This window comes from Shimia sp., assembly GCF_041624275.1.
Classification (GTDB): domain Bacteria; phylum Pseudomonadota; class Alphaproteobacteria; order Rhodobacterales; family Rhodobacteraceae; genus Shimia.
This window is the reverse complement of sequence record NZ_JBFJVE010000149.1, coordinates 1-8,139: the sequence shown is the minus strand read 5'-3', so window position 1 is coordinate 8,139 and position 8,139 is coordinate 1. Positions and strand designations below refer to the sequence as shown.

At 66.7% G+C, this 8,139-nt stretch carries 7 protein-coding genes; 3 read left to right on the top strand and 4 right to left on the bottom strand.

All coding sequences use genetic code 11. The features are described from left to right. Together ABZD10_RS11575 and ABZD10_RS11570 are read right to left on the bottom strand one after the other, a co-directional pair. A partial coding sequence (locus ABZD10_RS11575; RefSeq protein ID WP_372886659.1) for a hypothetical protein occupies window positions 1–150 on the bottom strand: 150 nt, incomplete at its 3' end. A gap of 135 nt (window positions 151–285) precedes the next feature. Next, window positions 286–738, bottom strand: coding sequence for an isoprenylcysteine carboxylmethyltransferase family protein (locus tag ABZD10_RS11570; protein ID WP_372886658.1), 453 nt, complete (start codon window positions 736–738; stop codon window positions 286–288). Between the two features lie 242 nt (window positions 739–980). Between ABZD10_RS11570 and ABZD10_RS11565 the strand changes: the two genes are divergently transcribed. Continuing rightward, the gene (locus tag ABZD10_RS11565; RefSeq protein ID WP_372886657.1) at window positions 981–1,733 is read left to right on the top strand and encodes an SDR family NAD(P)-dependent oxidoreductase; all 753 of its coding nucleotides are present in this window, start codon (window positions 981–983) and stop codon (window positions 1,731–1,733) included. 277 nt (window positions 1,734–2,010) lie between these two features. Beyond that, on the top strand, window positions 2,011–3,204 hold the full coding sequence (gene kynU / locus ABZD10_RS11560; RefSeq protein ID WP_372886655.1) for a kynureninase: 1,194 nt from the start codon (window positions 2,011–2,013) through the stop codon (window positions 3,202–3,204). Between the two features lie 70 nt (window positions 3,205–3,274). On the opposite strand, the gene ABZD10_RS11555 is transcribed toward kynU, so the two are convergent. Together ABZD10_RS11555 and ABZD10_RS11550 are read right to left on the bottom strand one after the other, a co-directional pair. After that, window positions 3,275–4,054: a gamma-glutamyl-gamma-aminobutyrate hydrolase family protein gene (locus ABZD10_RS11555; protein WP_372886654.1), complete on the bottom strand. Its 780-nt coding sequence runs from the start codon at window positions 4,052–4,054 to the stop codon at window positions 3,275–3,277. Between the two features lie 162 nt (window positions 4,055–4,216). Further along, window positions 4,217–6,364: a malate synthase G gene (locus ABZD10_RS11550; protein WP_372886653.1), complete on the bottom strand. Its 2,148-nt coding sequence runs from the start codon at window positions 6,362–6,364 to the stop codon at window positions 4,217–4,219. Between the two features lie 207 nt (window positions 6,365–6,571). Between ABZD10_RS11550 and pepN the strand changes: the two genes are divergently transcribed. Continuing rightward, the coding region (gene pepN, locus ABZD10_RS11545; RefSeq protein ID WP_372886652.1) for an aminopeptidase N at window positions 6,572–8,139 on the top strand (1,568 nt) is incomplete at its 3' end.

The following is an 8,139-nucleotide window of genomic DNA, read 5'->3' as shown; positions in this document are numbered from 1 at the left end:
GTAGGCGGCGTCGGAAAACCCGGCATTGGCCCCCGCTCCGGCCTCGATGGCGCAGTCATATCCCAGCTTCATCAGCTGCTTGGCGGAGTCCGGCGTCATCGCCACACGGTTCTCTCCGTCAAACACCTCTCTTGGTGTTCCGATCTTCACGTTTCCTATCCCCCTAGGTCAAAGAGCAATATTGTTTCAAACAGCCGATGCTGCGATTGCGAAAGTTTTTAGCGTGCCGTCGATTGCTGCACAAGCAAACCTTTCGCAATTGTTTCACACAGCAGCGTAACGTCATCAAAGCCAGCGCCTGACTTTCTGGCAGTAGCGGGCGTAGTCGGCGCGGAACCTGCGCCGCAGCCGGTTTTCCTCGGGGATCACGAAGCGCCGTTCGATGACCCAGACAAAGACCGGCACCAGCGGCAGCGCCAGAACCGCATCCCAATAGAGGATCAGCCCGGCAAGGATCATTGCGTCGCCAAGATAGATCGGGTTGCGCGAGCGCGAGAAGATCCCGCTCTGGACCAGGCGATCGGCCTCCTGATGCGGGATGATGGTGGTTTTCTGGCGCCGCATCTCGACCGCGGCCAGCAGGATCAACACCAGACCTCCGCCCACCAGAAGCCCCCCGGCAAGATCCGCCCAGACCGGGCCAAAGCCCAGCCCGGCATCGAGAAACCGCACCTGACACCAGGCCAGAAGCACGAAACCGGCCAGCCACAAAGGCGGCAGATCCAGCCAGCGCGGCATTCTAGGAAACCTCGGACGCGGCGGCCGGTCGGTCCGGCAAGGGGTGGCGGCACATCCGTTCGAGGCGCTTCGGGCACATATGGACAAGCATGTATCGGCTATGCGGGATCACGGCCCCGAAAGCAAGCCGGCATCGCGCCGCAGACCGGGCGTCGTTGCGATTTTGTGAAAAGTGACGTACCGGCGCGACTTGTCAGTCGGCCTTGGCCAGATACTCTGCCTGCGAAACAGGGAGAACAGACATGCACCTTCAAGGAAAACACGCACTGGTCACCGGCGGCGGCACCGGCATCGGGCTGGCCATCGCCCGCGCATTGGCTGCGGCCGGCGCCGAGGTCACGATCACCGGGCGCCGCGCCGAGGTCCTGAACCAGGTTGCCGGCAACGGCTTGCACGCGCTTCAGATGGATGTCTCGGACGAAGCCTCGGTGGTCGATGGCACCGCCGCCGCCGTCGCGGCCCGCGGCCCGATCCAGATCTGCGTCGCCAATGCCGGCATCGCCGAAGGGCGCGCCCTGCACAAGATGACGCTCGAGGACTGGCGCTTCATGATGGGCATCAATATCGACGGTGCCTTCCTGACCATACGCGAAAGCCTGAAATCCATGATCACCACCGACTGGGGCCGGGTGATCGGCGTGTCGTCGATTGCCGGCCTGCGCGGCCTCAAGGGCGCCCCCTGCTACGGCGCCTCGAAACATGCGCTGAACGGGCTGATCAAGTCGCTGTCGGCCGATTACGCCGACAAGCCCTATACGTTCAACTCGCTGTGCCCGGCCTATGTCGACACCGACATCATCACCGACAACACCCAGAAGATCATGCAGCGCACCGGTCTGTCCGAAGAAGCGGCGCGCGACCTGATGGTCGGCGTCAACCCGCATGGCCGGCTGATCACCTCCGAAGAGGTGGCCGAGGCGGCGATGTTCCTCTGCGCGCCGAATTCCGACAGCATGCGCGGCCAGACCATCCAGATCTCGGGCGGCGAGCTCTAGTCGCGGCGGGCGGCGCGTTCCTTGCCGACTGCGCCCCCTGCCCGATCGCGAACCAAGGGAACATATCCGCCGGTCCCGCGATCCGGACGTGACCGACCCGTGACGCAGACGGCGGGATGCACCGGGCATTCCGCCGCCTCCGACCTGCAATCGCGGCCGTCGATCACGGCCCCTGATGCCTGGCATCACGAGAAATGCTGGTGCATGGCCGATGCGCCTCGGCTAAGCCTGTAGCGATCACGCCGGACCCGCCCCGGCCCCGCCGCAGGAGAGACAGATGACCGATTTCGACGCCACCAAAGCCCTGTTCCACCTGCCCGAGGGGGTGATCTACCTCGACGGCAATTCGCTCGGGCCCCTGCCCCGGGCGGCGGCGCAGGTGATGCAGAAAACGATACACAAGGAATGGGGCGAGATGCTGATCACCGGCTGGAACAAGGCCGGCTGGATGGAACAGCCGATGCGGATCGGCGATCGCATCGGCGCCATGCTGGGGGCGGAACCGGGCCATGTCTGCCTTGGCGACACCCTGTCGATCAAGGTCTATCAGGCGCTGGCGGCGGCGCTGGCGCTGGTCCCCGAACGCCGGGTGATCCTGTCGGACAGCGGCAATTTCCCCACCGATCTCTACATGGCGCAGGGGCTGATCCGGGCCCTTGGACGGGGGCACGAATTGCGGCTGGTCGACCCCGAAGACGTGGCCGACCACCTGAGCGAAGAGGTGGCGGTGCTGATGCTGACCGAGGTCGATTACCGCACCGGGCGCAGGCACGACATGCGCGCGCTGAGCGAAATGGCCCGCGACCGGGGGGTCGTGACCCTCTGGGATCTTGCCCATTCCGCCGGTGCCCTGCCGGTCGACCTTGCCGGATGTGGCGTGGATTTCGCGGTCGGCTGCACCTACAAATATCTCAACGGCGGTCCCGGCGCGCCGGCCTTCATCTACGTGGCGCCGCGCCATGCCGGCCGGATCGAGCCCGTCCTCTCGGGCTGGCTCGGCCACCAGGCCCCCTTTGCCTTCGATCTCGACTACCGCCCGGCGGCCGGCAGCGAACGGCTGCGCGTCGGCACCCCGCCGGTGCTCCAGATGGCCGCCCTCGAGGCCGCGCTCGATATCTGGGACCGGGTCGACATCGACGATCTGCGCGCCCGCTCGATCGCGCTCGGCGAATTGTTCATCTCCGAGGTGGAATCCCGCTGCCCGATGCTGACCCTTGCCAGCCCGCGCGATCCGCACCGGCGCGGCAGCCAGGTGTCCTTTGCCTTCGACGAGGGCTATGCCGCCATGCAGGCGCTCATCGACCGGGGCGTGATCGGCGATTTCCGCGCCCCTGACATCATGCGCTTCGGCATCACGCCGCTCTATATCGACGAAGCCGACATCGGCGCCGCCGTGGCGGTCATCGCCGAGGTGATGCACAATGCCCTCTGGGACCGCCCCGCCTACAGGCGCCGCGCCACCGTCACCTGACCGTCACCTGACCGGCACCTGAGCGTCACCTGAGCGTCACCCAAGCGCCCCGGCGCCGGTCGCGGCGGGCTCAGGCGGATTTCAGCACCGGCATCGGCCGCCCGCCATCGGCCCAGGCGCGCACCGCGTCGCCAAAGGCCTCGAACAGCGGCCGCGACACCGGGTCATTGGCCGAATCCCATTCCGGGTGCCACTGCACCGACAGGGTGAAGCCCGGCGCCTCGCGGATATAGATCGCCTCGGGCGTGCCGTCGGGGGCATGGCCGTCGACCACCACCCGCGCCCCGGGGCGGTTGATGCCCTGCCCGTGCAGGGTGTTGGTCATCACCCGGCGCGCGCCCAAGAGGGCGTGGAACACGCCGCCCTCGGAAAACTCCACCAGGTGGCGCAGGGCGAATTTCTCTTCCAGCGTGCCGTCGGGCGGCATCCGGTGGTTGTCGCGCCCGGGCAGGTCGCGGATCTCCGGGTAGAGCGAGCCGCCCATCGCCACGTTGACCTCCTGAAAGCCCCGGCAGATGCCGAAGAAGGGCTGGCCACTGGCAACGCAGGCCCGCACCAGCGGCAGCACGATGGCGTCGCGCGCCCGGTCGAACTCGCCATGGGCGGCGGTCGCCGCCTCGCCGTAATGCTCGGGGTGCACGTTGGGGCGCCCGCCGGTCAGCAGGAAGCCGTCGCAGCGCTGCAGCAACTCGTCGACCGAGACAAAGCGCGGATCGGCCGGGATCAGCAGCGGCATGCAGCCCGAGACCCCGGCAATGGCCTCGGAATTCATCGTCCCGCCGGCATGGGCCGGGTACTGGTCGTTGATGAGATACTGGTTGCCGATGATTCCGACGACGGGTCGCGCCATTTTGCCCTCGCTTGCCTGTTCCCGGCCAGCATAGGCCGCGCCCAGGGCAATGGCAAAGCCTACGCGCAGGCCGACCCGGCGTCTTTCTCTTGCCACAAGCATCCTCGGGGGTGAATTGCGCCGCAGGCGCAAGAGGGGGCAGACAGCCCCCCGCCCCCGCCGTCAGCCGCGCGCCGCCGCCTTCCTCTCGCGCCGCCGCGCATGGAGCACCGGCTCGGTATAGCCCGAAGGCTGCGCCCGGGCGCGGAACACCAGGTCGCAGGCGGCCTGAAAGGCGATGCCGTCGAAATCCGGTGCCATCGGCCGATAGGCCGGATCGCCCGCGTTCTGGCGGTCGACCACCGCCGCCATCTTCTGCAACGCCGCCATCACCTGCGGTTCGCTGACCACCCGGTGATGCAGCCAGTTGGCGATATGCTGCGCCGAGATCCGGCAGGTGGCGCGATCCTCCATCAGCCCGACATCGTGAATGTCCGGCACCTTCGAGCAGCCCACCCCCTGGTCGATCCAGCGCACCACGTACCCGAGAATGCCCTGGGCGTTGTTCTCCACCTCGGCGATGATCTGCGCCGAGGGCCACCTGCGGAAACTGGCCAGCGGGATCTCGAGCACCCCGTCGACATGGGCCCGGTATCCGCCGGCCCTGAGGCGGCGCTGCACCGCCGGCACGTCGACCCGGTGGTAATGCAGCGCATGCAGGGTCGCCGCTGTCGGGCTCGGCACCCAGGCGCAGCTGGCGCCGGATTTCGGGTGTTCGATCTTCTGCTCCAGCATGTCGGCCATCCGGTCGGGCATCGCCCACATGCCCTTGCCGATCTGCGCCCGCCCGATCAGCCCGCAGTCCAGCCCGATATCGACATTGCGGTTCTCATAGGCGGTGATCCAGCCCTTGCGCTTGATGAAATCCTTGCGGCTGAACGGGCCGGCCTCCATCGAGGTGTGGATCTCGTCGCCGGTGCGGTCGAGGAACCCGGTGTTGATGAAGGCCACCCGCGACCGCGCGGCGCGGATACATTGCCTGAGGTTGACCGAACTGCGGCGTTCCTCGTCCATGATGCCCAGTTTCACCGTGTTGCGCGGCAGCTCGAGGATCTCCTCGACCATGTCGAAGATGCGCACCGCAAAGGCCACTTCCTCGGGGCCATGCATCTTCGGCTTGACCACATAGACCGAGCCGTGGCGCGTATTGCCGTCGCCGCGCCCGAGATCATGCCTGGCGATCAGCACCGTGATCAGCGCGTCCAGCAGGCCCTCGAAAGCCTCGTTGCCGTCGCGGTCCAGCACCGCCGGGCTGGTCATCAGGTGCCCGACATTGCGCACCAGCATCAGCGCCCGCCCCTTGAGGCGCAGCGCGCCGCCGTCCGGCGCCACATAGTCCAGATCCGGGTTCAGCACCCGCGTGAACCGCTGCCCGCCCTTGTCGACCTCGGTCTCGAGATCCCCCTTCATCAACCCCAGCCAGTTGCCATAGGCCACGACCTTGTCCTCGGCATCGACGCAGGCCACCGAATCCTCGCAGTCCATGATCGCCGAGACCGCGCTTTCAAGGCGCACATCGGCCAGACCCGCCTGATCGCGGGCGCCGATGGCATGGGCGCGGTCGAAGACCAGTTCCACATGCAGCCCGTGATTGACCAGCAGCACCGCCTCGGGCGCCCGGGGATCGCCGCGATAGCCGGCGAATTTCTCCGGCTGTTCGAGCGGCTTTTCGTCGACCAGCAGCGCCCCCTCGCGCACGTGGTAGCGCCGCGCGTCGGCATGGCTGAGCCCGGCGACCGGAAAGGCCTCGTCCAGGAACACCCGCACCCGCGCCACCACCCGTGCCCCCCGGCCCCGGTCATAGCCGCCCGGCGGCGGGGCGCTGCCCATGGCGTCGGTGCCGTAGAAAGCGTCGTAAAGACTGCCCCAGCGGGCATTGGCGGCGTTGATCGCATAGCGCGCATTGGTGATCGGCACCACCAGCTGCGGCCCCGGGACCAGGGCGATCTCGGGATCGACATTGGCGGTGTCGATCTCGAAATCTTCGCCCTCGGGCAGAAGATAGCCGATCTCTTCCAGAAAGGTCTTGTAGGCCACATGGTCGTGCGGCGCGCCGCGATGGGCGATGTGCCAGAGGTCGATCTGGTTCTGCAACGACTCGCGCACCTCAAGCAGCCGGCGGTTCTCGGGGCCAAGGTCGTGCACCATGCGCGACAGGCCGGCCCAGAATGCCGCCGCCGAAACCCCGCTGCCGGGCAGGGCCCGCTCTTCGATGAAGCGGACCAGGGCAGGATCGACCCGCATGCCGTCCTTTTCGATTCTATCGCTCATCTTCCCCTCCCCGACCGGCCGGTTGCATCAGGCCCCTGCCTCCGATCTAATCCAGCCGCCCGCTTCAGGCAACAAAAGCCGCCACCTCGGCGCGCCGCAAAATGCATTGGTTTTCTCGCAGAAACCACCGATCCCGGCCGCTTCACGGCTTGCGGAACGGCGGCGTTTGACGGCATCTTCGCCGCAAGGACCAACAGGAGAGCCGAGATGAAGGACAGCAGCACAGAAACAATCTGGCTGAAGGATTACACCCCCTTCGGCTGGACCATCGAGCATGTCCACCTGACCTTTCGCCTGCATCCCACCGCCACGCGGGTGATGTCCCGCATCGCCTTCCGCCCCGATCCCGCGGCGCCGGCGCAGCGTTTCTTTCTTCACGGCGAAGACCTGACCCCGATCGCCGCCGCGATCGATGGCGCCCCGGTGACGCCGCGCATGGTGGCGGGCGGCATCGAGGTCGACGTGCCCGACGGCCCCTTCACCTGGGAGGCCGAGGTCGAGATCAACCCCGAGGCCAATACCGCGCTCGAGGGGCTCTATATGTCGGGTGGCATCTATTGCACCCAGTGCGAGGCCGAGGGCTTCCGCAAGATCACCTGGTACCCCGACCGCCCCGACGTCATGGCCCCCTTCGACGTGCGCATCGAGGGCGACAAGCAGATCCTGCTGTCCAACGGCAACCCCGGCGACAGCGGCGCCGGTTTCGCCGAATGGTCGGACCCGTGGAAGAAACCCGCCTATCTCTTTGCGCTGGTGGCCGGCGATCTGGTCAATCACCCCGACAGTTTCACCACCCGCTCGGGACGCGAGGTCGCGCTCAACATCTGGGTCCGCCCCGGCGACGAGACCAAATGCGCCTTCGGCATGGAGGCGCTGAAGAAATCCATGGCCTGGGACGAAAAGGTCTATGGCCGCGAATACGACCTCGACATCTTCAACATCGTCGCGGTGGACGATTTCAACATGGGCGCGATGGAGAACAAGGGGCTGAACATCTTCAACTCCTCCTGCGTGCTGGCCAGCCCCGAAACCGCCACCGATGCCAATTTCGAACGCATCGAGGCAATCATCGCCCATGAGTATTTCCACAACTGGACCGGCAACCGCATCACCTGCCGCGACTGGTTCCAGCTCTGCCTGAAAGAGGGTCTGACGGTCTACCGCGACCAGCAGTTCACCGCCGACATGCGCTCGGCTCCGGTGGCGCGGATCTCCAACGTGCTGGCCCTGCGCGGGCGCCAGTTCCCCGAGGATCAGGGGCCGCTGTCGCACCCGGTACGGCCGGATAGCTTTCAGGAAATCAACAATTTCTACACCGCGACCGTCTATGAGAAGGGCGCCGAGGTGATCGGCATGCTGCACCGGCTGGTCGGCCCCGAGGATTACGCCAGGGCGCTGGACCTCTATTTCGCGCGCCATGACGGCGACGCGGCCACGATCGAGGACTGGCTGAAGGTCTTCGAGGACGCCACCGGGCGCGACCTTGCCCAGTTCAAGGGCTGGTACACGCAGTCGGGCACGCCGCGCCTGTCGGTGCGCGAGGATTACGACGGCGACACCTTCACCCTGCATCTGGCGCAGAGCACCGCGCCGACCCCCGACCAGCAGGAAAAACACCCGCAGGTGATCCCGGTGGCGGTGGGCCTGCTCAACCCCAATGGCGACGAGGTGATGGCGACCCGGACACTGGAGATGACCGAGGCCGAACAAAGCTTTGCCTTTCCCGGCCATGCGACGCGCCCGGTCCCGTCGATCCTGCGCGGTTTTTCGGCCCC

Excerpts from the sequence above, each read along its gene's own strand:
- ABZD10_RS11570 (WP_372886658.1), bottom strand. The coding sequence starts at position 738 with ATGCCGCGCTGGCTGGATCTGCCGCCTTTGTGGCTGGCCGGTTTCGTG.
- ABZD10_RS11565 (WP_372886657.1), top strand. The coding sequence starts at position 981 with ATGCACCTTCAAGGAAAACACGCACTGGTCACCGGCGGCGGCACCGGC.
- kynU (WP_372886655.1), top strand. The coding sequence starts at position 2,011 with ATGACCGATTTCGACGCCACCAAAGCCCTGTTCCACCTGCCCGAGGGG.
- ABZD10_RS11555 (WP_372886654.1), bottom strand. The coding sequence starts at position 4,054 with ATGGCGCGACCCGTCGTCGGAATCATCGGCAACCAGTATCTCATCAAC.
- ABZD10_RS11550 (WP_372886653.1), bottom strand. The coding sequence starts at position 6,364 with ATGAGCGATAGAATCGAAAAGGACGGCATGCGGGTCGATCCTGCCCTG.